The organism is Pseudoalteromonas sp. MM1, assembly GCF_030296835.1.
GTDB lineage: Bacteria > Pseudomonadota > Gammaproteobacteria > Enterobacterales > Alteromonadaceae > Pseudoalteromonas.
Genome location: NZ_AP027922.1, coordinates 3,662,914 through 3,686,652, shown reverse-complemented (window position 1 = coordinate 3,686,652; position 23,739 = coordinate 3,662,914). Strand labels below are relative to the sequence as shown.

The window sequence follows — 23,739 nt, the reverse complement described above, 5'->3', positions numbered from 1 at the left end:
CAATGATTAAAAATCATGCATTTATTGCGTTCAATTGGCCAGCTACCCGACCCAAGACCGGGTATTATGAAGGCACTTTATCCACAAGTAAAAGATTGATTTTTATAAAATTGTTGATATCAGTGTATAAATATCTTAACAGACTGATTTATAGCGACTTTTATTTTAAAGCCTGATAACAGATCATAACAAAAACACACTGAGATCGCGAACAAATTTTACGATCTAAATGAGTTTTCCCATGCTTTTATTCACTTTTTAAACACCAGCTGTGGAAAACTTCTTAATTTTGATGATCCTAGTTGATCACCCTACTTTATTACGATCCACATTCTTTTGGTCGCTCTCGGCCATTAATTCGCCTTTTTGCGCAAAAGCAGACCATTTTGCATTAAATTTAATCTATAAATATCAAGCCAGCGTACAAAATATGTAATAAACACGGTGTTTACAGCGCAATTATGATTGACTTTAAAGTGCTTAATCTATAATATCTCGCGCTCGCAATGGCACCTGTGCCAGGATCGCGACCTGCATAGGATGTTTTAACTTTAACCGATCGGATGAGATTGTTATGAAAAGAACTTTTCAACCTAGCGTTTTAAAACGCAAACGTGCACACGGCTTCCGTGCTCGCATGGCAACTGTAAATGGCCGTAAAGTATTAGCACGTCGCCGCGCTAAAGGCCGCAAAGTTCTTTCTGCTTAATATATAAGTGGAAGACTTTAGCTTTGGCAGGGAGTTACGTCTGTTAACTCCCTCGCATTACTCTCGCATATTTAATGAACCCGCTCGGGCTGCAACTCCTTTATTTACTCTTTTAGCAAAACCCAATGACCAAGATAAACCTAGGTTAGGACTCACTGTTGCTAAAAAACGTGTAAAAAAGGCATGCCAACGTAACCGTATTAAACGACTCGCTCGCGAAAGTTTTCGTTTAAATCAACACACCATCGATAATATTGATATTGTGCTTATGGTAAAAAGTGGCATTGATGAGCAGTCTAATGAAGAAATAACCAAACAACTTACAAAATTGTGGCGCAAAATTAATGAACGCTGCAAACCGGGTGCACCTAAGCCACCACCCTTTAAAAAACGCCCAAACAAATCAGCTAAATCTAATAAACAAACCCGATAGCAATAGAATTGCAGGGTTAATTAGGGTATCTTTAGCTCACCTTTTAATCATGCGTTTAAAATCTTTAATTGAGCTTTTAAATACATGGTATCTATTCACTAAATATTCGCAGGGGCATAAACACCATGAGGTTACTTAAACCACTTGTTGCTATTCCAAAGCGTTGTTTAGTGTTATTTATCCGCGGTTATCAAATGTGGATAAGCCCATTACTAGGCCCGCATTGTCGTTTTAATCCAAGCTGCTCTCATTACGCTATTCAGGCAATTAATTTGCATGGATTTGTAAAAGGGAGTTGGTTAGCACTTAAACGCATATTAAAATGCCATCCTTTACATTCAGGCGGAGAAGATCCCGTTCCTGAAAAATTAACCCGTATTAACCACCAACACGAGAAATAAGAGCTGTTATGGAATCGCAACGCACGTTTTTATTAATCGGTTTAATGTTAGTGTCGTTTTTATTATTTCAAGAATGGAATAATGACTACAACACACCTAAAGCCGATCCTAGTGCCACTACACAAACACTAAACACAACGTCACCAGAGTCAGATGATTATATACCGTCATCGTCAGATTCAGGTTTACCAGCTTCGGCTACCGCTGCTAAGCGTTCAGTTATTGACATTACGACTGACGTTTTCAAAGTAAAAATAGACACCAAAGGCGGTGACATTGTTGAAGCAGACTTACTCCAATACGAAGAAGTAAAAGGTGAAGAAACACCATTTATGCTTTTAGGTGAGTTTGATGGCAATCAATACTTCTCACAAAGTGGTTTAATTGGTTTAAATGGGCCTGACGCATCAGCGAATGGTCGCCCTACTTACCAAGCAACGCAAAAAGCCTACACGCTAAGCGGTGATGAGCTACGTGTCCCACTTACCTATGTTGATAGTAATGGCGTTAGCTTCACTAAAACATACGTATTTAAAAAAGGCCAATACGATGTAGGCCTAGAATACACAGTAAATAATGCTACAAGTGCGCCAGTACAAGTACAGCTATATACGCAAATTAAGCGTACCGTACAGGAAAAAGGCAGCTTAGTAGATCAAAACTATTTAGGTGCAGCTTACGGTACTGATGAAGAGTCGTACGAAAAATACAGCTTTTCAGATATGGCTGATAAAAACCTAAATAAAAACACCCAAGGCGGTTACGTTGCATTTATTCAGCATTACTTTGTAAGTGCATGGGTACCTAAGCAAGACGAAGCACACACGCTTTACAGCTTAATTACTAAAAGTAATGCCGCTATTATTGGTACAAAAGCAGCGCCTGTAAATGTACAAGCCGGCAGTGAGCAAACACTTAATGCGACTTACTACATGGGCCCTAAAGAGTCAGATATTCTTGAAGCGATTCACCCAGATTTAGACCTTACTGTAGATTACGGTTGGTTATGGTTTATTTCGCAGCCTTTATTTGTGCTTCTTAAATGGTTACACAGTATTTTAGGTAACTGGGGTGTGGCTATTATTGCCATCACTATTATTGTCAAAACGTTAATGTACCCGCTTACTAAAGCGCAATACACGTCAATGGCTAAAATGCGTGCCCTTCAGCCTAAAATGGCTGCCCTTAAAGAAAAATATGGTGATGACCGTCAAAAGTTCGGCCAAGCCACTATGGAAATGTACCGCAAAGAAAAAGTTAACCCAATGGGTGGCTGTTTCCCTATTTTGTTACAAATGCCAATTTTCTTAGCGCTATTTTACGTATTCTTAGAATCGACAGAGCTACGCCATGCTGAATTTGTACTTTGGCTAACAGACCTTTCAACAAAAGATCCATACTACGTATTACCAATATTATTTGGTGCAAGTATGTTTGTTACACAAAAGCTACAGCCAATGACGGTTACCGATCCAATGCAGCAAAAAATGATGACCTTTATGCCGGTTATCTTCTCTGTATTCTTCTTATGGTTCCCATCTGGTTTAGTACTTTACTGGTTAGTGTCTAACCTTATTTCTATTGTCCAGATGCTTATCATCTACCGTGGCATGGAAAAGCAAGGCATTAAAGTAAGAGGCTAGCGCTATACTCAAGCCAAATCGAGATACAGAATTCAGCGTTTCACAGGGGCTTAAGATCAAGGCGTTACTTTCCAAGAATGGCAGTCCCTTTTAAAAAGTAACAACGATGAAATTAAGTTCCTGTGAAATGCCCAAAGGGTTGGTTTAAAAGCGATTTATACTGCGTTATTAATTTTAACAATAGAACCACTATTATTCTTAATTAATGCCTTGCCTAAATCGCTTTTAACTCCAACTGAAACTCGTATCTTGATATGGTTTGGGTATATTACTTATATAAAGGCGACTTAGGTCGCCTTTTTTATTGTCTATTTTTTACCACAGCTATTCGCTACCAATAAATGCATAGGTTACAATAGCGCCATTAAAGTTACTCTCGTTGGCAAATAAATAGCATGATCAATCAAGACACAATTGCAGCACAAGCGACCGCCCCTGGGCGTGGTGGCGTAGGTATAATTCGGGTTTCTGGCAGCCTTGCTAAAAGCGTGGCCGAAAAAATAATAGGCAAAGTACCTAAGCTTCGCTATGCCGACTATGTGCCTTTTAAAAGTTTAAACGGCGAGCAGCTCGATCAAGGCATCGCTATTTATTTTGCAGGTCCAAACTCATTTACCGGCGAAGATGTACTTGAACTACAAGGTCACGGCGGCCCTGTTGTACTCGACATGCTATTAAAAGAAATTAGCCAAATAGAAGGCGTTCGCTTAGCTAAGCCTGGTGAGTTTTCTGAACGCGCTTTTATGAACGACAAGCTTGATTTAACCCAAGCAGAGGCTATTAGCGATTTAATTAATGCAACCTCAGAGCAAGCAGCTAAAAGCGCCCTACAATCGCTACAAGGTGAGTTTTCTAAACACATTGAAACTCTAGTAGAAAAAGTTATTCATTTACGTATGTATGTAGAGGCAGCCATTGACTTCCCTGATGAGGAAATTGATTTTTTATCCGATGGCAAAGTATCAGGCGATTTAGATGCCATTATCACCCAATTAAACACAGTAACGAGCCAAGCTAAGCAAGGCAGTATTATGCGAGAAGGTATGCGCGTTGTGATCGCAGGGCGCCCTAATGCGGGTAAATCAAGCCTACTTAATGCCCTAGCAGGACGCGAAGCTGCCATAGTAACCGAAATAGCGGGTACTACTCGTGACGTACTACGTGAGCACATTCATATTGATGGCATGCCACTGCATATTATCGATACCGCAGGCCTACGTGAAAGCCCAGACCGCGTTGAACAAATAGGTATAGAGCGCGCGTGGGATGAAATAAACCAAGCTGATCGCGTGTTGTTTATGCTTGACGGCACCGACACCACCGACACCGACCCACACGCAATTTGGCCTGAGTTTATGGCAAAATTACCGCAAGGTATGGGTGTTACCGTAATAAGGAATAAAGCCGATTTATCGGGTGATGCAGTAGGTATGGATGAAAGCCAGCAATACCCAGTAATTAGTTTAAGCGCTAAAAATGCACAAGGTATTGAGCTTGTTCGCGACCACCTAAAGGCCTGTATTGGTTTTCAAGGCGCAACAGAAGGTGGATTTATGGCACGCCGCCGCCATTTAGATGCGCTTGAGCACGCGGCCTATCACTTAGACACGGGTAAAACGCAATTAGAAATGCACATAGCTGGTGAAATATTAGCTGAAGAGCTACGTCTAACGCAGCAATACTTAAACGAAATAACCGGTGAATTTACCTCTGACGACCTACTAGGCAAAATATTTAGCTCGTTCTGTATTGGTAAGTAACTCGCTAAAACAGCATAAAATAACACTTACTTTAGGGCACAATAGTGCCCTTTTTTATGCTCGGTATAAAATTAAAAAAGCTAAAATGGGGTTAAAATTAAATAAAAACGCACCTAATTTTAGCGTATGCAACCCACCTATTTAATCTCTCACAGTATAAAAAAACACCATATTAAGCGCAAAAATGGCGCTCTATATTGCTGAAAAAGGTACTAATATGGCGCTAAACGCTTAGCTTAAGTAGATCATTTTAGCTAAGGTTTATAAGTTTATTAGTAAAAGTAATCGGTAATATTAGTGCCTACGCCTTCGTTTTTAACCAATCCACCAGCAAAATTCCTCACTGAACTGAAAAAATAATAAGACTAATTAAAAAAGGTTATCCACAATAGCCTACTTTATGGCTAATAAATCAAAAACAGCGGCGTATTTATAAGCTTAAACTGTCACGATCTATAAAAAGCGTGGTTTATTGCGCTTATTTTCACTTTTTTTAAGTAGATCATCTTTAATAGATCGTTTTTAAAAATTATTTTTGATCGCCTTTTTAAGTTATCAACAAGATTACTATCCACATTATGATCAACAACAGGTTAGCTATATGAAAACGCGAGCTGGTGGCCTCACTTATAATAAAAAATCAACGACTTAGCTTTATTTAGATCTACAAAACATACCAGTTAAGCAGAGCTTTCCCCAATCTTATCAACAACTTGATCAGAAGATTACATTTAAATAGTTTTTGTTAATTCATTTATATTCAATAACTTATATAAGAAATTACAATAAAGGGTAAAAACAACTCAAAAATAGTTATACAAAATTACAAAGGTTTTCTTTACTGCAAGCCTAACTCAGTTATCATAACGGGCAAATAAGTAATGTGTGATCAGTTTAAATATGAGTTCTGTAAATATAATCGTGGGTAGTCAAATGGGATCTGCAGAATATGTAGCAGAACAACTATGTGATGAGTTAAATAACCAAGGTATAACTGCTGAACTACATGATCAACCTAATTTATCTGATATTGATCAACACAATACAATATGGCTTATATGCACATCGACCTATGGCGCGGGCGATTATCCCGACAACCTTTTACCCTTTATTGAGCAATTAAAACAACAAAGCGATCTATCATCTGTTAAATATTCAGTCATTGGTTTAGGCGACACTAGCTACGACACCTACAACCTTGCTGGGCGTAATATAAATAGTTTAATGGCCAGCAAAGGCGCAACATGTATAGCCCCAAGGCTCGAATTGAATATTCTTGATGAAGCATTACCCGAAGATACCGCGCTAGAGTGGTTAGACTCATGGATAGAGAAAACACAATTAAAGTAATGTGATCAATTAAAATGCATAAATAAAGTTACCCACAATTTACTAATAATTTAATAGGTTTTGTGGATAACCGCTGATCAAACTGCGTTTTTAAGCATGCTTATCCATGGGATAAGATCCAATTGATATTGGGCTGTGTATAAACCCCCTTTTTGATCAGAGCTTATTTGCCTGATGATCCGATCATATTAACACCTTTAGATCTGATCTAATTTTATGTTTTAAATGAATAAATAGAGCTTATCAACAGAAAACCCGATCACTAGTAGTAATAGTATTAAAAGATCTCTTTAAAAGATCCTTTATATTATAAGTGATCAGTGACTTAGATCTTGCCCACTGTTTAATCATTTATCTTCTGCTAATTTCTAGGTAGAATACGCTCCCTTTTGAAGTTTACTGGTTTGATTAAGTAGGATCCCATTAATGATTTTTCACGAAAAGTTTGACGTTATTGTAGTAGGTGGTGGACATGCAGGCACTGAAGCCTCATTGGCTGCTGCACGTATGGGGATGAATACCCTGCTGCTAACTCATAATATGGATACACTTGGTCAAATGTCTTGCAACCCAGCTATTGGTGGCATAGGCAAAGGCCATCTGGTTAAAGAAATTGATGCGCTAGGCGGTGCTATGGCACAAGCTATTGATAAAGGCGGTATCCAATTTCGTACCTTAAATTCTTCAAAAGGACCTGCTGTTCGTGCTACTCGAGCACAAGCGGATCGTGCTTTGTACAAAGCTGCAATTCAAAGCACATTACAAAACCAAGAAAACCTAAAAATATTTCAACAATCGTGTGATGATCTTATCGTTGAAAACAACAAAGTTGTTGGCGTAGTAACCCAAATGGGATTACGTTTTAGCGCACCGAGTGTTGTATTAACCGTAGGTACTTTTTTAGGTGGCCAAATACATATTGGTTTAGAGAATTTTAAAGGTGGACGTGCAGGCGATCCCCCTTCAATTGCACTTGCTGATCGTTTACGTGAATTACCTTTTAGAGTAGACCGTTTAAAAACAGGTACTCCACCACGTATTGATGCCCGTACAGTTGATTTTAGCAAAATGCAAGAACAACCAGGTGATGCGCCTACACCGGTATTTTCGTTTGTTGGTAAACAAAGCGATCACCCACAGCAAATACCCTGTTATATAACCTACACAAACGAAAAAACTCATGAGGTTATTCGTAACAATTTACATCGCTCGCCTATGTACTCTGGCGTAATTGAAGGCATAGGGCCACGTTACTGCCCTTCAATAGAAGATAAAATTGTGCGCTTTGCTGATAAAGACAAGCACCAAATATTTGTAGAGCCAGAAGGGTTAACATCGTACGAGCTTTACCCTAACGGCATTTCAACCAGCTTACCTTTTGATGTGCAGTTACAAATTGTGCAATCGATAGATGGTTTTGAAAACGCACATATTTGTCGTCCTGGTTATGCTATTGAATACGACTTTTTTGACCCACGTGATTTAAAACAGTCATTAGAAACCAAGTTTATAGACGGATTATTTTTTGCAGGCCAAATAAACGGCACTACGGGTTACGAAGAAGCCGGTGCGCAAGGTTTAATTGCCGGTATGAACGCTGCGTTACAAGTACAAGGTAAAGACGCGTGGACACCACGCCGTGATGAAGCGTATGTGGGCGTACTGATTGATGACTTAGCAACGCTTGGTACAAAAGAACCGTACCGCATGTTTACTAGCCGTGCGGAATATCGTTTATTACTGCGTGAAGATAACGCAGATATTCGCTTAACAGAAAAAGGTCGTGAACTTGGTTTAGTTAACGATGAGCGCTGGCAGGCATTTAACGAAAAAATGGAAGTGATCGAAAAAGAGAAACAGCGTATTAAAGAAACCTGGATCCATAAAGATCATGCTGTAGTTGATCAAGTAAATGCGTTATTAAAAACGCCGCTTACTCGTGAAGCAAGTTTAGAGGATCTACTTCGCCGTCCAGAGATTCGTTATGACGATTTAATGGCTATTGATGGACTTGGATCTGAGTTTACAAATCAAGCTGCACTTGAACAAGTTGAGATCCACACTAAGTACGCTGGCTACATTGCACGTCAGCAAGATGAGATCAATAAGCAGCTTCGCCATGAAGAAACCATCTTACCTAAAGAGTTCGATTACTCAACGGTATCGGGTTTATCAAACGAGGTAGTTGCAAAGCTTACAGATGCGCGTCCAGACACTATTGGCCAAGCTTCTCGTATTTCTGGTATCACCCCAGCGGCGATTTCGCTATTATTAGTGTATCTGAAGAAGCAAGGCTTATTACGCAAAACTGCGTAACAGTAAAGGTAAACTGTGTTACAGCAACAATTAACAACATTGTTAGCGCAAACTGATATTGCGCTAACCGAAAAACAACAACAGCAATTAGTTAAATACGTTGAGTTACTAAATAAATGGAACAAAGCGTATAATTTAACCTCTGTGCGCTTACCAGAAGAAATGATGATTAAGCACATTATGGATAGCTTAGTTGTTGCACCTCATTTACCCGGTCATCATTATATTGATGTAGGCACTGGTCCTGGTTTGCCAGGTATTGTGTTAGCTATTGCATTACCTGATACACAATTTGTGCTACTTGATAGTTTAGGTAAACGTGTTCGCTTTTTAATGCAAGTTAAACATGAGCTTGGGCTAAATAATGTAACCCCAGTGCAGTCAAGAGTTGAAGAATATCAACCAAGTGTTAAATTAGATGGCGTACTAAGTCGTGCGTTTGCTTCATTGCAAGATATGGTTGATTGGTGTTCACACTTAATTGATCACTCAGGCAAATTTATCGCGCTTAAAGGTGTGTTTCCTAGTGAAGAGCTAGAGTCACTTCCTGAAGGTGTAAAATTTGAAGAAAAAATCTCGCTAGTAGTGCCTGAGCTTGATGCACAACGACATTTAATTATTCTTTCTAAAGACTAGGGATCAGAGACATAGTGGCAAAAGTCATCGCATTAGCAAATCAAAAAGGCGGCGTTGGTAAAACAACAACGGCTGTTAATCTCGCTGCATCTATGGCTGCAACGAAGCGTAAAGTGCTGTTAATAGATCTCGACCCCCAAGGCAACGCTACTATGGGTAGCGGTGTAGACAAGTATGGCGATGTCGCCACCATTTACGATTTACTCATTGAAGAAAAGCCAATGGATGAGGTGATAATCACTGAAACCTCGGGCGAGTATCATATGATAGCGGCCAACGGTGATGTAACCGCAGCTGAAGTAAAATTAATGGAGTTGTTTGCACGCGAAGTACGTCTTCGTAATGCGCTTGAAAAAATACAAGATAAATACGAATTTATTTTTATCGACTGCCCGCCTTCACTAAATATGTTAACAGTAAACGCCATGGCTGCTGCTGATTCTATTTTAGTCCCTATGCAATGTGAATATTATGCGCTTGAAGGGTTAACCGCATTAATGGACACTATTACACAGCTTGCAAAGTTAGTTAACCCTAACTTACAAATTGAAGGCATTCTTCGTACTATGTACGATCCACGCAATCGATTAGCAAATGATGTATCAGAACAACTAAAACAACATTTTGGCGATAAAGTCTACCGCACCGTGATCCCACGTAATGTGCGTCTTGCCGAGGCACCTAGTTTTGGTGCACCAGCAATGTACTACGACCGCGCATCAAGTGGCGCAAAAGCCTACTTAGCACTTGCGGGCGAAATGCTACGCAGAAAAGAAAAAACAGCGCCGGTAGTCGCCTAACTTTAAGGTAAAAAAATAACATGTCTGCTAAAAAACGAGGTTTAGGCCGAGGACTCGATGCCCTTTTAAGTTCATCAAAACCAGCGCCGAGCTCAAGCAAGGAACAAGACACAGTAAATGTGACTGAAGCTGTACAAACTGCAGCTCAGCCCGTTGCGAATGAATTGCAAAAGCTGCCTATTGAGTTTTTACACTCAGGAAAATACCAGCCTCGTAAAGATATGTCTGAAGAAGCGCTTGAAGAACTTGCAAGCTCTATCCGCTCACAAGGCATTATTCAGCCAATTGTGGTGCGCCCTGTTGCAGAAAATAGCTTTGAAATAATTGCCGGTGAACGTCGTTGGCGTGCTGCACAAATTGCTAAGCTTGAGAGCGTACCTTGTATTGTAAAAGATGTACCTGATGAAGCCGCCGTTGCTATTGCGCTGATAGAAAATATTCAGCGTGAAGATTTAAACGCAATGGAAGAAGCGATTGCGTTAAACAGATTATTAAATGAATTTGAATTAACACACCAGCAAGTTGCCGATGCGGTGGGTAAATCGCGCACTACCGTGACCAATTTACTACGATTAAACAATTTAAATAGCGATGTTAAAATTTTGTTAGAGCATGGCGACATAGAAATGGGCCACGCACGCTGTTTATTAGCACTTGAAGGTGAAGCGCAATCTGACGCTGCAAGATTAGCTGTAGCTAAAGCATTAACTGTTCGTGAAACAGAAAAGTTAGTGCGCTCAATTTTAGAGCCGGTTGCAGCGAAAGAAACGCCAGAAAAAGACCCTGATGTTAAGCGCTTAGAGCAAAAATTAGCCGACAATTTAGGGGCTAAAGTAGAAATAAATTATAATGCGAAAGGCAAAGGCAAGCTGGTTATTTCTTACACCAATTTAGATGAGCTTGATGGCATTTTAAATCGTATAAATCACAGCAATACCGACCATTAAAATTTTACATGTCCAATAAGAGACATTTGTAGCTATTTTGTGTTACAAAGCGTCTACTCAAGTTGCAAAACTGGTAGGATTAAGTATAATTTCGCCAGTTTTCACACCCTAACAATTAGAACGCCATAAAGGTTAACTAAACGTGACTAATAAGTTAGCAAGACCTTATAGGCTTGCCGCATTTAAATTAATTTGTCTTCAGGGTATCGTAGCACTAGTAGCTGCAGTAATTATTTTTGTTGGTTGGGGAGTAAACGCCAGCGTATCAGCACTTGCCGGTAGCAGTGTTGCAATACTTCCTCACCTAGTATTTGCGCTTTATGCATTCAGATATATGGGTGCAAGCAAAGCAAATCAAGCGTATACCTCGTTAAAACGCGGTAACGGATTAAAATTTATGCTAACAATCGTATTGTTTGCACTGATACTCAAGTCAACCACGGTCGTTTTAGTGCCGTTTTTTTGTGTTTACGTATTGGTGCTTTTCACTGGATTGTTCGCGCCCGTTTTTTTTAAACATTAACTTTGGGATATAACATGGCTGCAGAAGAAGTTACTATATCAAGCCATATCCAGCATCACTTAACAAACGCTAAGATGTGTATGACCGACTCAGGTCTTGCCTTCAACAAAGCGTGTGCAGACAGTGGTTTCTGGACATGGAATATAGATACCCTCGCATGGTCAATCGGACTAGGTCTAATATTTTTATGGATCTTCCGTAGCGCCGCAAAAAAAGCACACACAGGAGTACCTGGTAAATTTCAATGTTTTATTGAAATGATAGTTGAGTTCGTTGGCGACAACGTACGTGATACTTACCACGGTAAAAGCAAATTAATTGCTCCATTAGCCTTAACAATTTTTGTTTGGGTGTTCTTAATGAACCTAATGGATTTAATCCCGGTTGATTTCTTACCTGCATTTGCCGGTTTCGTAGGTGAACAAGCCTTTGGCATGGACCCACACGACGTTTACATGAAAATTGTACCTACCACAGACATAAACTTAACCGCTGCATTAGCACTGGGTGTGTTTATTCTGATGATTGGTTACTCTATTAAAATTAAAGGGGTTGGTGGCTTTATTAAAGAGCTTACACTTCACCCGTTTAGCTCTAATAGCAAAGTGGCTATGATTTTCTTAATTCCTTGTAATTTATTACTAGAAACAATCGCTTTAGTGTCTAAGCCTTTCTCGTTAGCACTGCGTTTATTTGGTAACTTATACGCTGGTGAATTGATATTCATACTTATCGGCGCAGTTGGTTTAATGCAACTTCCGTTGCACTTTGTTTGGGCTGTATTCCATATCTTAGTAATCGTGTTACAAGCATTCGTATTTATGATGCTAACCATTGTTTACCTAAGCATGGCAAGTTCTGACAATCACTAATTTATACACTTTTTATATTTAACTTTAACAATTGAAACTTTGGAGAAAAAAATGGAACTAGTATTAGGTCTTAAGTACATCGCAGTTGCTTTACTTATCGGCTTCGGTGCAATCGGTACTGCTATCGGCTTCGGTAACATGGGTGGTAAATTCCTAGAAGCATGTGCGCGTCAGCCTGAGCTTGCACCTTCATTACAAGTTAAGATGTTCATCCTAGCTGGTCTAATCGATGCGGTAGCAATGATCGGTGTTGGTATCGCAATGGTAATCCTGTTCGTACTTTAATTTTATTTTTTGAACAGCTTACTATTTTAAGGAGGAGCGGTCGTGAACATAACAGCCACTCTTATCGGTGAATTAATTGCGTTTACGGTGTTTGTACTATTTTGTATGAAATATGTATGGCCACCACTTAATGATGCAATTGAGTCTCGCCAGAAGAAAATTGAAGATGGTTTAGCTGCCTCTGATAGAGCCGAAAAAGACTTAGAACTTGCGCAACAAAAAGCTGCAGAGCAGCTTAAAGATGCAAAAGCTCAAGCGGCAGATATCATTGAACAAGCTAAAAAGCGTGCCGTGCTGATTGTTGACGAAGAAACTGTTCGTGGACAAGAAGAGCGTGAAAAAATTATTGCTCAAGGGCACTCTGAAATTGAATCAGAGCGTAACCGTGTAACAGAAGAGCTACGTAAGCAAGTAGCAACTCTGGCAGTGGTTGGCGCAGAAAGAATTTTAGAGCGTGAAATCAATCAAGCCGCACATAGTGACATCGTTGAAAAACTTGTCGCTGAGCTGTAATTAGGAGGGTATGAGCATGTCTGAATTGACTACTATCGCTCGCCCATACGCTAAAGCGGCTTTTGAACTTGCCGTTGAAAAAGGCACAATTGAAAGCTGGAATGACATGTTGTTTTTTGCAGGCGAAGTTGCCAGCAATGAACAAGCATCAGCCATTTTAGCTGGATTGCCTACTGCTACTGCACAAGCTGAGTTATTTATTAACTTATGTGCTGAGCAGCTCAACGAACAAGGTCAGAACCTAGTGAAGGTGATGGCTGAAAATGGACGTTTGATTGCACTGCCTGAGGTTGCTCAGTTATTCGCTGCGTTTAAAGCAGAGTATGACAAAGAAATCGACGTAGATGTGATTTCGGCAACCCCTCTTGCTGCAGCGCAGCAAGAGTCATTGGTAGCGACACTTGAAAAACGTTTCGCACGCAAAGTTAAGCTGAATTGTAGTGAAGACGCTGCAGTAGTTGGCGGCCTTATTATTAAGGCGGGTGACACTGTAATCGACGGCTCAGTACGCGGTAAATTAAACCGCTTAGCCACAACACTACAATCGTAATTGGGAAAAAGAGCATGCAACTTAATTCCACTGAAATTTCAGATCTGATCAAACAACGTATTGAGCAGTTCGAAGTTGTAAGTGAAGCTCGTAACGAAGGTACTATCGTATCTGTTACTGACGGTATCATCCGCATCCACGGTCTAGCTGACTGTATGCAAGGTGAGATGATTGAGCTTCCAGGCAACCGTTATGCTATCGCACTAAACCTTGAGCGTGACTCAATTGGTGCAGTAGTTATGGGTCCATACGCTGACCTTACTGAAGGCGTAAAAGTATACACAACTGGTCGTATCTTAGAAGTTCCTGTTGGTGCTGGCTTACTTGGTCGTGTTGTAAACACACTAGGTGCTCCTATCGACGGTAAAGGCGCTTTAGATAACGACGGTTTTGAACCTGTAGAAAAAATTGCACCAGGTGTAATCGAGCGTCAATCTGTAGATGAGCCAGTTCAAACTGGTTACAAATCTATTGATGCGATGATTCCAGTTGGTCGTGGTCAGCGTGAGCTTGTAATCGGTGACCGCCAAACAGGTAAAACTGCACTAGCAATCGATGCAATCATCAACCAAAAGAACACAGGCGTTAAGTGTGTGTACGTAGCGGTTGGTCAAAAAGCATCTACTATTGCTAACGTAGTACGTAAATTAGAAGAGCACGGTGCACTTGCAAATACTATCGTAGTTGTAGCATCTGCTTCTGAGTCTGCGGCACTTCAGTACTTAGCACCGTTCTCGGGCTGTACTATGGGTGAATATTTCCGTGACCGTGGTGAAAACGCATTAATCGTATATGATGATTTATCTAAGCAAGCTGTTGCTTACCGTCAAATCTCATTACTACTTAAGCGTCCACCAGGTCGTGAAGCATACCCAGGTGACGTATTCTACCTTCACTCGCGTCTTTTAGAGCGTGCTTCGCGTGTAAACGCTGATTACGTTGAAAAGTTCACTAATGGTGAAGTGAAAGGACAAACTGGTTCATTGACGGCATTGCCAATCATTGAAACTCAAGGCGGCGACGTTTCTGCGTTCGTACCGACAAACGTTATCTCTATCACCGATGGTCAGATCTTCTTAGAAACTGACTTATTCAACTCAGGTATCCGTCCGGCTGTAAATGCTGGTATCTCGGTATCGCGTGTTGGTGGTGCTGCACAAACTAAAATCGTTAAGAAACTAGGTGGCGGTATCCGTCTAGCCCTAGCTCAGTACCGTGAATTAGCTGCGTTCTCGCAGTTCGCGTCTGACCTTGATGATGCTACTCGTGCTCAACTTGAGCATGGTGAGCGTGTAACAGAGCTAATGAAGCAGAAACAGTACGCACCAATGTCTGTTGCTGAAATGTCTTTGTCGTTATTTGCAGCTGAGAAAGGTTACTTACAAGACATCGAAATCTCTAAAATCATGGATTTCGAAGCGGCTTTACTTTCTTATGCAAGTAGCACATACGCAGAGCTTGTGGCTCAAATCAATGAAACTGGTAACTACAACGCCGAGATCGAAGCGCAACTTAAAGAACTTCTTGAGAAGTTCAAGTCTACGCAAACTTGGTAATTTAGTTATTAATGGTGCGCTTTAGTTTACTAAAGCACACCTTGATTCGGAGAGAGAGTCATGGCCAGCGGAAAAGAGATTAAAAGCAAGATCGGGAGTATTAAAAATACTCAAAAGATCACTAGCGCAATGGAAATGGTTGCTGCGTCTAAAATGAAAAAGGCGCAAGAACGAGTGGCTTCAAGCCGTCCATACGCTGACAAATTACGCAAAGTAATTGGTCGTGTTGCTCAAGCAAATCTTGATTTTACTCACCCGTTCTTAGAAGAGCGTGAAGTAAAACGAGTTGGTTATATTGTTATCTCTACTGACCGTGGTCTATGTGGCGGCTTAAACTCAAACGAGTTTAAAAAAGTTGCATTAGACATTAAAGCGTGGAAAGAAAAAGGCGTAGACGCTGATTTTGCAACTTTAGGTAGCAAAGCGGCTAGCTTCTTTCAACGTTTTGGCGGTCAAGTGCTTGCTAAAAAAGCAGGCCTTGGAGATAAGCCTTCAGTACAAGACGTAATTGGTCCTGTAAAAATTATGCTAGATGCATTTTCTGAAGGTAAAATTGACCGTTTATTCCTGGTATATAACAACTTTGTTAATACCATGAAGCAAGAGCCAACAATAGATCAGTTACTCCCTTTGCCAAAAGCTGAAGAAGAAGTATCTGCCCACACATGGGACTACTTATACGAGCCAGGCCCAGACGCTATATTAGAGTCTTTGCTTGTACGCTTCGTTGAGTCTCAGGTATACCAAGGTGTGGTTGAGAACGCTGCCTCTGAACAGGCTGCCCGTATGGTTGCAATGAAAGCTGCAACAGATAATGCCGGCGACCTTATGGATGAGTTACAGCTTGTTTATAACAAGGCCCGCCAAGCGGCAATCACACAAGAAATTAGTGAGATTGTTTCAGGCTCAGCCGCAGTTTAATGCTTCAGGCAAAGATTAACGAGAGGAATAGACATGAGTTTAGGTAAGGTCGTCCAAATTATCGGTGCCGTTGTAGATATTGAGTTTTCTCAAGACAACGTGCCAGCCGTATATGACGCACTAAAAGTAACAGATGGCGATTTAGCTGGTTTGACTTTAGAAGTTCAACAACAGCTAGGTGGCGGTGTTGTTCGTACTATCGCACTAGGTACTACTGACGGTTTACGTCGTGGCGCAGCGGTAGAAAATACAGGTGAAGCGATTCAAGTTCCAGTTGGTAAAGCAACGCTTGGTCGTATCATGAACGTACTTGGTGAGCCAATTGATGAAGCTGGCCCAATCGGCGAAGAAGACCGTATGTCTATTCACCGTGCAGCGCCTTCATACGAAGAGCAATCAAGTTCAGTTGAGCTTTTAGAAACTGGTATCAAGGTAATCGACCTTGTATGTCCGTTTGCTAAAGGTGGTAAAGTTGGTTTATTCGGTGGTGCCGGTGTAGGTAAAACCGTAAACATGATGGAACTTATCCGTAACATCGCAATCGAGCATAGCGGCTACTCAGTATTCGCAGGTGTTGGTGAGCGTACTCGTGAGGGTAACGATTTCTACCATGAGATGAACGATTCAAACGTACTTGATAAAGTATCGCTTGTATACGGTCAGATGAACGAGCCTCCAGGTAACCGTTTACGCGTAGCGTTAACAGGTCTTACTATGGCTGAAAAGTTCCGTGACGAAGGTCGCGATGTACTTTTCTTCGTAGATAACATCTACCGTTACACACTAGCTGGTACAGAAGTATCTGCACTACTTGGTCGTATGCCATCAGCGGTAGGTTACCAGCCTACACTTGCTGAAGAAATGGGTGTACTTCAAGAGCGTATCGCTTCAACGAAGACTGGTTCAATTACATCAATCCAAGCGGTATACGTACCTGCGGATGATTTAACGGATCCATCTCCAGCAACTACCTTTGCTCACTTAGATGCAACAGTAGTACTTTCACGTGATATCGCATCACTTGGTATTTACCCAGCGGTAGACCCACTTGATTCATCTTCACGTCAACTTGACCCATTAGTAATTGGCCAAGATCACTACGATACAGCACGTGGCGTTCAAACAGTTCTTCAGCGTTACAAAGAACTTAAAGACATCATTGCTATTCTAGGTATGGACGAGCTTTCTGACGAAGATAAGCAACTTGTATCTCGTGCACGTAAAATCCAGCGTTTCCTATCTCAGCCATTCTTCGTGGCAGAGGTATTTACAGGTGCGCCAGGTAAATACGTTTCACTAAAAGACACAATTGCTGGCTTTAAAGGCATTCTAAGCGGTGAGTTCGATGACCTTCCAGAGCAAGCGTTCTACATGGTTGGCTCTATCGAAGAAGCTCAAGAAAAAGCTAAAAGCATGTAATTAGGAGGGTAGTATGGCAGCTATGACTGTACATCTTGACGTAGTAAGCGCAGAGCAGAGTTTGTTCTCTGGTCTAGTTGAATCGATTCAAGTATCTGGTAGTGAAGGTGAGCTTGGTGTTAATGCCGGCCACGCCCCACTACTAACTGCCCTTAAACCTGGTATGGTACGTTTAGTTAAGCAATTTGGTGAAGAAGAACTGATCTACATTGCTGGCGGTACACTAGAAGTTCAACCGAACATAGTAACCGTACTTGCTGATACAGCTGTTCGTGGTGAAGACCTTGACGAGCAAGCTGCAGAGCAAGCTAAGCGTGACGCAGAAAGCCAAATGGCTAATGCGTCAGCTGCTGAATTTGATTATCAAAAAGCAGCTATGCAACTAGCAGAAGCTATTGCACAACTTCGCGTAATTCAGCAATTACGTAAAAAGTAAGCCTATCCGGTTTTTAAAAGCCCACATTATGTGGGCTTTTTTATGCTTGTAATTTGGCTATACACTTATATCCATCTGCAAAGCTGGTTACAATAAGTGTAATTATTATGAATAGTTTGTTTATCATAGATTCAGTCATTATTTTTTATAATACGGCTGAGTATGTACACATGGAGTGACATGCGTAATCTAGTTAAGCTACTTTCATTAACTCCTCACTAAAACAACGGAAAAAGGAAATTGTTTTAATGGCTCTAACAACAGTAATTCTTGCTGCGGGTAAAGGTACCCGTATGCGTTCTGCTCTACCAAAAGTACTGCATAAAGTAGCAGGTAAACCTATGGTGCAGCACGTTATAGATAATGCAAAGGCATTGGGTGCAACCACCACTAACTTAGTTTACGGGCACGGCGGCGAACTATTACAACAACAACTTGTCGATAATAACGTAAACTGGGTACTGCAAGCAGATCAACTTGGTACAGGCCACGCAGTAGCCCAAGCTAATCCGCACATTAATGATGACGACACCGTACTTGTTTTATACGGCGATGTACCTCTTACAAAGCAATCAACACTTGAGCGCTTATTAGCTGCAACACCTAAAAATGGTTTAGCGGTATTAACCGTTAACTTGGTTAACCCAAATGGCTACGGCCGTATGCTGCGTGAAAATGGCAAGCTTGTAGGTATTATTGAGCAAAAAGATGCAAGCGCTGAGCAGTTACTTATTAGTGAAGTAAATACCGGCATTATGGCGGTTAACGGCAAGCTTTTAAAAACATGGTTAGGCAATCTATCTAACAACAATGCACAAGGCGAATACTACCTTACAGATATCGTTGCTATGGCGCACAGTGAAGGTATAGAAATCACGTCAGCACAGCCCGATCATGCAATGGAAGTTGAAGGCGCAAACAACCGCGTACAACTTGCAGGCCTTGAGCGTGCTTATCAAGCATGGCAAGCAGAAGAGTTAATGTTAAATGGTGCTACCCTAGCCGACCCTGCTCGTATAGATGTACGTGGCGACGTTAAAACAGGCGAAGACGTATTAATTGATATAAACGTTATTTTTGAAGGTAATGTAACTCTAGGGAATAACGTACAAATTGGCCCTAACTGTGTACTTAAAAACTGTACTATTGGCGATAACGTAGTTATAAAAGCAAATACCCTGATTGAAGATGCAAGCGTAGCGGCTAAATGTACGCTGGGCCCATATGCTCGCCTACGCCCAGGTGCGGTAATGGAAGAAGACTCGCATATTGGTAACTTTGTAGAGATGAAAAAAACCCGACTAGGTAAGGGTTCTAAAGCAAACCACTTAAGTTACTTAGGCGATGCTGAAATTGGTGAAAAAGTGAATATTGGCGCAGGTACTATTACCTGTAACTACGATGGGGTTAATAAAGCAAAAACCATTATTGGTGATAACGCCTTTATTGGTTCTAACTCATCGCTCGTTGCGCCAGTAAACATTGGTGCAACCGCAACGGTAGGTGCAGGCTCTGTGATCACCAGTACCGTTGAAGATGAACAGCTTGCAATAGCACGTTCTAAACAGCGTAATTTAACTGGCTGGAAACGACCAGTTAAAAAATAATAATGACCATTCATCATTAGATAATTAAAGCGAGTTTAACACTCGCTTTTTTATTGCCGAAATCTAATGAAAATAAAAATGCCATAACTTTGTCATACCTGTGTGTTGATATTTACCCAATACAACACGAAGGAAAATAACAATGTTTAAAAGGTCACTTATCGCACTTTCACTCATATCAATATTAACGGGTTGCTCACTAGATGGAGATGACGGCCAAGACGGCATGCAAGGTATTCAAGGAGAACAAGGTACAGCGGGTCAAAATGGTACTAACGGCATCAATGCAAATTCGGCGTTAAATATAAGCTTAGTCGGCAGAGCCGTACTTAATGCCCAAAGCCCCGAAGGTGCAGCCGAAATCGTCGCTTATCAAGCATCTAAAAAGTGGATTTACGCTATTAATAGCTCTGGTGATGAAGCAGTAGTGAATATTATACCCGCCGATACCTTTGATACGGCGGCCCTTGTTCAAGATAACGAAGGGATAGTGAGTGCAACTAACCTAACATCAACCATTACCCTTACCTTAAACGACAACACCTCAGGCGATGCCAACAGCATAGCAATAGATGAAACTAACCAATTACTAGCTGTGGCTATGGCTGCTAAAAATGTGGGCGAAGCGGGTCAAATTGCATTTTACGACATAAGCGGCGATGCACCCGCATTCATAAAAAATGTACCAGCGGGCTTTTTACCTGACATGGTGACTTTTAACCACGACGGTACAAAAGTGGTTGTAGCCAATGAAGGTGAGCCTAATGGCGATTACAGTATCGACCCTGAGGGCTCTATCAGTGTTATTAATATAGAAAGTGGCGTAATTGCCGATACGGCCACCAATATTGATTTTACTGCATATAACAATCAACAAACTGAGCTTGAAGAGAAAGGGCTAGTTTTTGCCAACCCCACAGGGCGAACAATTAATGGAAATGAAATAAATACAACAGTTGCTATGGACCTAGAGCCTGAGTACGTCAGCATTTCTAAAGATAACAAATATGCCTATATATCAATTCAAGAAAATAACGGTCTCGCTATTATTAACCTAGAAGATAATAGCGTAGAGCTAAAAGGGTTAGGATTTAAAGATTGGTCTAACTTGCAAATAGACGCATCAGATAAAGACGGCGGTGTTAATTTTAAATCGTACCCAGGGCTTTATGGTATGTATCAGCCAGATACAATCTCAAGCTTTAGCTGGAAAGGTGCAAACTTTATAGTGTCGGCAAATGAAGGTGATGCACGTGAATATTTCTTTGATACAACAGACGAAGCAGACTGCACAGCAAAGGGCGGCCTAGATTACGATGAAGATGACGGCTGTCTTGCCTATATAGATGAAAGCCGCGTTGAAGGTTTAACGCTTGCTGCTAATTTTGACTACTTAAATAACGACGATGACGATATAGGCCGTTTAAAAGTAAGTACTGTTAAGGGGGATACGAATGACGACGGTCAGTACGAATCGCTTTATGCCTATGGTGCACGCTCGTTTACCATCTGGGACAGTAATGGGCTGGTGGTGTTTGACTCAGGCGACGACATAGGTCGCATTACGGCATCGGTTCATGGCGAAGCCTTTAATAATAATGAAGATGAAAACGAAGGCGATACACGCTCAGATGATAAAGGCGCAGAACCCGAAGCGCTAACAATAGGTACTATTGGCGAACGCACCTTTGCTTTTATAGGTCTTGAGCGTATGGGTGGGATTATGGTTTACGATATTACCAACCCTTACTATGTGCAATTTGAAGATTACTTTTATAACCGAGGTGTAATAGAGGGAGCTGATATAACCGGCGACCTTGCACCCGAAGGCATGGTATTTGTACCGGCTGAGCAAAGTGCCACTGAAAAACCACTCCTTATAATAGGTAATGAGATCTCAGGTTCTATAGCTGTATGGCAAATTGCAGTAAATTAAAACCAATAAAGCAGTACAGCGATTACTAAATGTACTGCTTTTTCTAACGCGCAAATACTAGCTGTAAAATAGCGACTTAATATGCGCGTTTTTTAATCTAAAATCAGCCCGCAGGCCTTTATTTGTATGCGTTTCATACTAAATTCATTTATTTGTCAAAAAGCTGAAATAAAACATTGACCCCCGCTCGAATCTCCCTATAATGCGACCCCACTGAGACGGGAAACGCTGAAGCATAGCGAGGCAGGAGCTGCTCAGAGAGTTAAGTAAAACTTCGGTTTTAAATCATCGCAAGAAAGTTTAAAATTAAGTGTTGACTCGAAAAATAAAGGATGTATTATACGCATCCCTAGCGACAACGTCGCAACGTTCTTTAACAATATAAAGCAATCATCTGTGTGGGCACTCGTACAGATTGAGTTCTAACAGCCAAGCTACTTAGGTAGTGAAGCAAACAAATTTAGAGTCTCAATTGAAACTGAGTGACCAACAGAATAATTACTTAGGTAGTTATTCAGCACAGTCAATTCAATATCGAAAGATATTAAATAAATTCAGAATTCATTGAGCTGTCGAAAGACAAAAAACTTTTTAATTGAAGAGTTTGATCATGGCTCAGATTGAACGCTGGCGGCAGGCCTAACACATGCAAGTCGAGCGGTAACATTTCTAGCTTGCTAGAAGATGACGAGCGGCGGACGGGTGAGTAATGCTTGGGAACATGCCTTGAGGTGGGGGACAACAGTTGGAAACGACTGCTAATACCGCATAACGTCTACGGACCAAAGGGGGCTTCGGCTCTCGCCTTTAGATTGGCCCAAGTGGGATTAGCTAGTTGGTGAGGTAATGGCTCACCAAGGCAACGATCCCTAGCTGGTTTGAGAGGATGATCAGCCACACTGGAACTGAGACACGGTCCAGACTCCTACGGGAGGCAGCAGTGGGGAATATTGCACAATGGGCGCAAGCCTGATGCAGCCATGCCGCGTGTGTGAAGAAGGCCTTCGGGTTGTAAAGCACTTTCAGTCAGGAGGAAAGGTTAGTAGTTAATACCTGCTAGCTGTGACGTTACTGACAGAAGAAGCACCGGCTAACTCCGTGCCAGCAGCCGCGGTAATACGGAGGGTGCGAGCGTTAATCGGAATTACTGGGCGTAAAGCGTACGCAGGCGGTTTGTTAAGCGAGATGTGAAAGCCCCGGGCTCAACCTGGGAACTGCATTTCGAACTGGCAAACTAGAGTGTGATAGAGGGTGGTAGAATTTCAGGTGTAGCGGTGAAATGCGTAGAGATCTGAAGGAATACCGATGGCGAAGGCAGCCACCTGGGTCAACACTGACGCTCATGTACGAAAGCGTGGGGAGCAAACAGGATTAGATACCCTGGTAGTCCACGCCGTAAACGATGTCTACTAGAAGCTCGGAGCCTCGGCTCTGTTTTTCAAAGCTAACGCATTAAGTAGACCGCCTGGGGAGTACGGCCGCAAGGTTAAAACTCAAATGAATTGACGGGGGCCCGCACAAGCGGTGGAGCATGTGGTTTAATTCGATGCAACGCGAAGAACCTTACCTACACTTGACATACAGAGAACTTACCAGAGATGGTTTGGTGCCTTCGGGAACTCTGATACAGGTGCTGCATGGCTGTCGTCAGCTCGTGTTGTGAGATGTTGGGTTAAGTCCCGCAACGAGCGCAACCCCTATCCTTAGTTGCTAGCAGGTAATGCTGAGAACTCTAAGGAGACTGCCGGTGATAAACCGGAGGAAGGTGGGGACGACGTCAAGTCATCATGGCCCTTACGTGTAGGGCTACACACGTGCTACAATGGCGCATACAGAGTGCTGCGAACTCGCGAGAGTAAGCGAATCACTTAAAGTGCGTCGTAGTCCGGATTGGAGTCTGCAACTCGACTCCATGAAGTCGGAATCGCTAGTAATCGCGTATCAGAATGACGCGGTGAATACGTTCCCGGGCCTTGTACACACCGCCCGTCACACCATGGGAGTGGGTTGCTCCAGAAGTAGATAGTCTAACCCTCGGGAGGACGTTTACCACGGAGTGATTCATGACTGGGGTGAAGTCGTAACAAGGTAGCCCTAGGGGAACCTGGGGCTGGATCACCTCCTTA

21 protein-coding genes and 1 rRNA gene are annotated in these 23,739 nt (G+C 41.7%); all 22 read left to right on the top strand.

Going from position 1 to position 23,739, the window contains the following annotated elements; all coding sequences use genetic code 11:
• Positions 1 to 574 precede the first annotated feature (574 nt).
• The 22 genes from rpmH (at position 575) to QUE46_RS16560 (ending at position 23,739) form a co-directional block, all read left to right on the top strand.
• Positions 575 to 709 (top strand): 50S ribosomal protein L34, encoded by a 135-nt coding sequence (rpmH, locus tag QUE46_RS16665; RefSeq protein WP_004335215.1) that lies wholly within the window; start codon positions 575 to 577, stop codon positions 707 to 709.
• A 7-nt stretch (positions 710 to 716) separates the two neighbouring features.
• Positions 717 to 1,142: a ribonuclease P protein component gene (gene rnpA / locus QUE46_RS16660; RefSeq protein ID WP_029772813.1), complete on the top strand. Its 426-nt coding sequence runs from the start codon at positions 717 to 719 to the stop codon at positions 1,140 to 1,142.
• 125 nt (positions 1,143 to 1,267) lie between these two features.
• Positions 1,268 to 1,543: a membrane protein insertion efficiency factor YidD gene (gene yidD, locus QUE46_RS16655; RefSeq protein ID WP_004588061.1), complete on the top strand. Its 276-nt coding sequence runs from the start codon at positions 1,268 to 1,270 to the stop codon at positions 1,541 to 1,543.
• 8 nt (positions 1,544 to 1,551) lie between these two features.
• Positions 1,552 to 3,186: a membrane protein insertase YidC gene (gene yidC, locus QUE46_RS16650; RefSeq protein ID WP_286245682.1), complete on the top strand. Its 1,635-nt coding sequence runs from the start codon at positions 1,552 to 1,554 to the stop codon at positions 3,184 to 3,186.
• 395 nt (positions 3,187 to 3,581) lie between these two features.
• Complete coding sequence (gene mnmE / locus QUE46_RS16645; protein ID WP_286245681.1) at positions 3,582 to 4,946, top strand: tRNA uridine-5-carboxymethylaminomethyl(34) synthesis GTPase MnmE; 1,365 nt, start codon at positions 3,582 to 3,584, stop codon at positions 4,944 to 4,946.
• Positions 4,947 to 5,846: 900 nt separating this feature from the next.
• A complete protein-coding gene (gene mioC, locus QUE46_RS16640) occupies positions 5,847 to 6,296 on the top strand; it encodes an FMN-binding protein MioC (protein WP_286245680.1) in 450 nt (149 codons plus the stop codon).
• Positions 6,297 to 6,722: 426 nt separating this feature from the next.
• Entirely contained in the window at positions 6,723 to 8,612 is a 1,890-nt protein-coding gene (gene mnmG / locus QUE46_RS16635; RefSeq protein WP_286245679.1) for a tRNA uridine-5-carboxymethylaminomethyl(34) synthesis enzyme MnmG, read from the top strand.
• A gap of 15 nt (positions 8,613 to 8,627) precedes the next feature.
• Positions 8,628 to 9,248: a 16S rRNA (guanine(527)-N(7))-methyltransferase RsmG gene (gene rsmG, locus QUE46_RS16630; protein WP_273607913.1), complete on the top strand. Its 621-nt coding sequence runs from the start codon at positions 8,628 to 8,630 to the stop codon at positions 9,246 to 9,248.
• A gap of 14 nt (positions 9,249 to 9,262) precedes the next feature.
• Complete coding sequence (locus tag QUE46_RS16625; RefSeq protein ID WP_004588067.1) at positions 9,263 to 10,048, top strand: ParA family protein; 786 nt, start codon at positions 9,263 to 9,265, stop codon at positions 10,046 to 10,048.
• 20 nt (positions 10,049 to 10,068) lie between these two features.
• Complete coding sequence (locus tag QUE46_RS16620; RefSeq protein ID WP_286245678.1) at positions 10,069 to 10,995, top strand: ParB/RepB/Spo0J family partition protein; 927 nt, start codon at positions 10,069 to 10,071, stop codon at positions 10,993 to 10,995.
• Positions 10,996 to 11,137: 142 nt separating this feature from the next.
• Positions 11,138 to 11,518: an ATP synthase subunit I gene (locus QUE46_RS16615; protein ID WP_286245677.1), complete on the top strand. Its 381-nt coding sequence runs from the start codon at positions 11,138 to 11,140 to the stop codon at positions 11,516 to 11,518.
• Between the two features lie 14 nt (positions 11,519 to 11,532).
• Entirely contained in the window at positions 11,533 to 12,390 is an 858-nt protein-coding gene (atpB, locus tag QUE46_RS16610; protein ID WP_286245676.1) for a F0F1 ATP synthase subunit A, read from the top strand.
• A 51-nt stretch (positions 12,391 to 12,441) separates the two neighbouring features.
• Complete coding sequence (gene atpE / locus QUE46_RS16605; RefSeq protein ID WP_004588071.1) at positions 12,442 to 12,675, top strand: F0F1 ATP synthase subunit C; 234 nt, start codon at positions 12,442 to 12,444, stop codon at positions 12,673 to 12,675.
• Between the two features lie 42 nt (positions 12,676 to 12,717).
• Positions 12,718 to 13,188 (top strand): F0F1 ATP synthase subunit B, encoded by a 471-nt coding sequence (gene atpF / locus QUE46_RS16600; protein WP_004588072.1) that lies wholly within the window; start codon positions 12,718 to 12,720, stop codon positions 13,186 to 13,188.
• Between the two features lie 16 nt (positions 13,189 to 13,204).
• Positions 13,205 to 13,738, top strand: coding sequence for a F0F1 ATP synthase subunit delta (gene atpH, locus QUE46_RS16595; RefSeq protein ID WP_004588073.1), 534 nt, complete (start codon positions 13,205 to 13,207; stop codon positions 13,736 to 13,738).
• A gap of 14 nt (positions 13,739 to 13,752) precedes the next feature.
• A complete protein-coding gene (gene atpA, locus QUE46_RS16590) occupies positions 13,753 to 15,294 on the top strand; it encodes a F0F1 ATP synthase subunit alpha (protein WP_055016218.1) in 1,542 nt (513 codons plus the stop codon).
• A gap of 60 nt (positions 15,295 to 15,354) precedes the next feature.
• The gene (atpG, locus tag QUE46_RS16585; RefSeq protein WP_286245675.1) at positions 15,355 to 16,215 is read left to right on the top strand and encodes a F0F1 ATP synthase subunit gamma; all 861 of its coding nucleotides are present in this window, start codon (positions 15,355 to 15,357) and stop codon (positions 16,213 to 16,215) included.
• A 33-nt stretch (positions 16,216 to 16,248) separates the two neighbouring features.
• A complete protein-coding gene (gene atpD, locus QUE46_RS16580; protein WP_055016220.1) occupies positions 16,249 to 17,634 on the top strand; it encodes a F0F1 ATP synthase subunit beta in 1,386 nt (461 codons plus the stop codon).
• A gap of 13 nt (positions 17,635 to 17,647) precedes the next feature.
• On the top strand, positions 17,648 to 18,070 hold the full coding sequence (locus QUE46_RS16575; protein ID WP_058548205.1) for a F0F1 ATP synthase subunit epsilon: 423 nt from the start codon (positions 17,648 to 17,650) through the stop codon (positions 18,068 to 18,070).
• Between the two features lie 248 nt (positions 18,071 to 18,318).
• Positions 18,319 to 19,677, top strand: coding sequence for a bifunctional UDP-N-acetylglucosamine diphosphorylase/glucosamine-1-phosphate N-acetyltransferase GlmU (glmU, locus tag QUE46_RS16570; RefSeq protein WP_286245674.1), 1,359 nt, complete (start codon positions 18,319 to 18,321; stop codon positions 19,675 to 19,677).
• Between the two features lie 142 nt (positions 19,678 to 19,819).
• A complete protein-coding gene (locus QUE46_RS16565; RefSeq protein ID WP_286245673.1) occupies positions 19,820 to 21,613 on the top strand; it encodes a choice-of-anchor I family protein in 1,794 nt (597 codons plus the stop codon).
• Positions 21,614 to 22,205: 592 nt separating this feature from the next.
• Positions 22,206 to 23,739, top strand: a 16S ribosomal RNA gene (locus QUE46_RS16560).

Excerpts from the sequence above, each read along its gene's own strand:
- rpmH (WP_004335215.1), top strand. The coding sequence starts at position 575 with ATGAAAAGAACTTTTCAACCTAGCGTTTTAAAACGCAAACGTGCACAC.
- yidD (WP_004588061.1), top strand. The coding sequence starts at position 1,268 with ATGAGGTTACTTAAACCACTTGTTGCTATTCCAAAGCGTTGTTTAGTG.
- yidC (WP_286245682.1), top strand. The coding sequence starts at position 1,552 with ATGGAATCGCAACGCACGTTTTTATTAATCGGTTTAATGTTAGTGTCG.
- mnmE (WP_286245681.1), top strand. The coding sequence starts at position 3,582 with ATGATCAATCAAGACACAATTGCAGCACAAGCGACCGCCCCTGGGCGT.
- mioC (WP_286245680.1), top strand. The coding sequence starts at position 5,847 with ATGAGTTCTGTAAATATAATCGTGGGTAGTCAAATGGGATCTGCAGAA.
- mnmG (WP_286245679.1), top strand. The coding sequence starts at position 6,723 with ATGATTTTTCACGAAAAGTTTGACGTTATTGTAGTAGGTGGTGGACAT.
- QUE46_RS16620 (WP_286245678.1), top strand. The coding sequence starts at position 10,069 with ATGTCTGCTAAAAAACGAGGTTTAGGCCGAGGACTCGATGCCCTTTTA.
- atpB (WP_286245676.1), top strand. The coding sequence starts at position 11,533 with ATGGCTGCAGAAGAAGTTACTATATCAAGCCATATCCAGCATCACTTA.
- atpE (WP_004588071.1), top strand. The coding sequence starts at position 12,442 with ATGGAACTAGTATTAGGTCTTAAGTACATCGCAGTTGCTTTACTTATC.
- atpH (WP_004588073.1), top strand. The coding sequence starts at position 13,205 with ATGTCTGAATTGACTACTATCGCTCGCCCATACGCTAAAGCGGCTTTT.
- atpA (WP_055016218.1), top strand. The coding sequence starts at position 13,753 with ATGCAACTTAATTCCACTGAAATTTCAGATCTGATCAAACAACGTATT.
- atpG (WP_286245675.1), top strand. The coding sequence starts at position 15,355 with ATGGCCAGCGGAAAAGAGATTAAAAGCAAGATCGGGAGTATTAAAAAT.
- atpD (WP_055016220.1), top strand. The coding sequence starts at position 16,249 with ATGAGTTTAGGTAAGGTCGTCCAAATTATCGGTGCCGTTGTAGATATT.
- QUE46_RS16575 (WP_058548205.1), top strand. The coding sequence starts at position 17,648 with ATGGCAGCTATGACTGTACATCTTGACGTAGTAAGCGCAGAGCAGAGT.
- glmU (WP_286245674.1), top strand. The coding sequence starts at position 18,319 with ATGGCTCTAACAACAGTAATTCTTGCTGCGGGTAAAGGTACCCGTATG.
- QUE46_RS16565 (WP_286245673.1), top strand. The coding sequence starts at position 19,820 with ATGTTTAAAAGGTCACTTATCGCACTTTCACTCATATCAATATTAACG.